The organism is Lysinibacillus sp. GbtcB16 (genome assembly GCF_019091145.1).
In the GTDB taxonomy this organism is placed as follows: domain Bacteria; phylum Bacillota; class Bacilli; order Bacillales_A; family Planococcaceae; genus Lysinibacillus; species Lysinibacillus fusiformis.
On record NZ_JAGXJV010000789.1, the window covers coordinates 1 to 242 of the forward strand.

1 pseudogene is annotated in these 242 nt (G+C 35.1%); it reads left to right on the forward strand.

Annotated elements, in window-relative coordinates:
- Positions 1-6 precede the first annotated feature (6 nt).
- A pseudogene (locus tag KVT27_RS25905) lies at positions 7-195 on the forward strand (hypothetical protein); the annotation flags it as partial.
- Positions 196-242: the final 47 nt, after the last annotated feature.

The window sequence follows — 242 nt, forward strand, 5'->3', positions numbered from 1 at the left end:
ATGTAAAGCTATCCAAACTTAATTCCATTACCAGCGAGAAAAGTGGAAGAAATGGTGAACCGAGTGAAGCCGTTACAGTTTAATCGTTTATACAATGCTTTTCATCGAGTAGTAAAAGAAAATGCAGATGAGGCAGTTGAACGTTCTGCTGAAAGATATATAAAAGCAATAGAAGGAAAGTTGTTTCATACGTAAAAGGAGAGTAGCTTAATGAAAACGTTAGTATGCTTTGGAGATAGTAT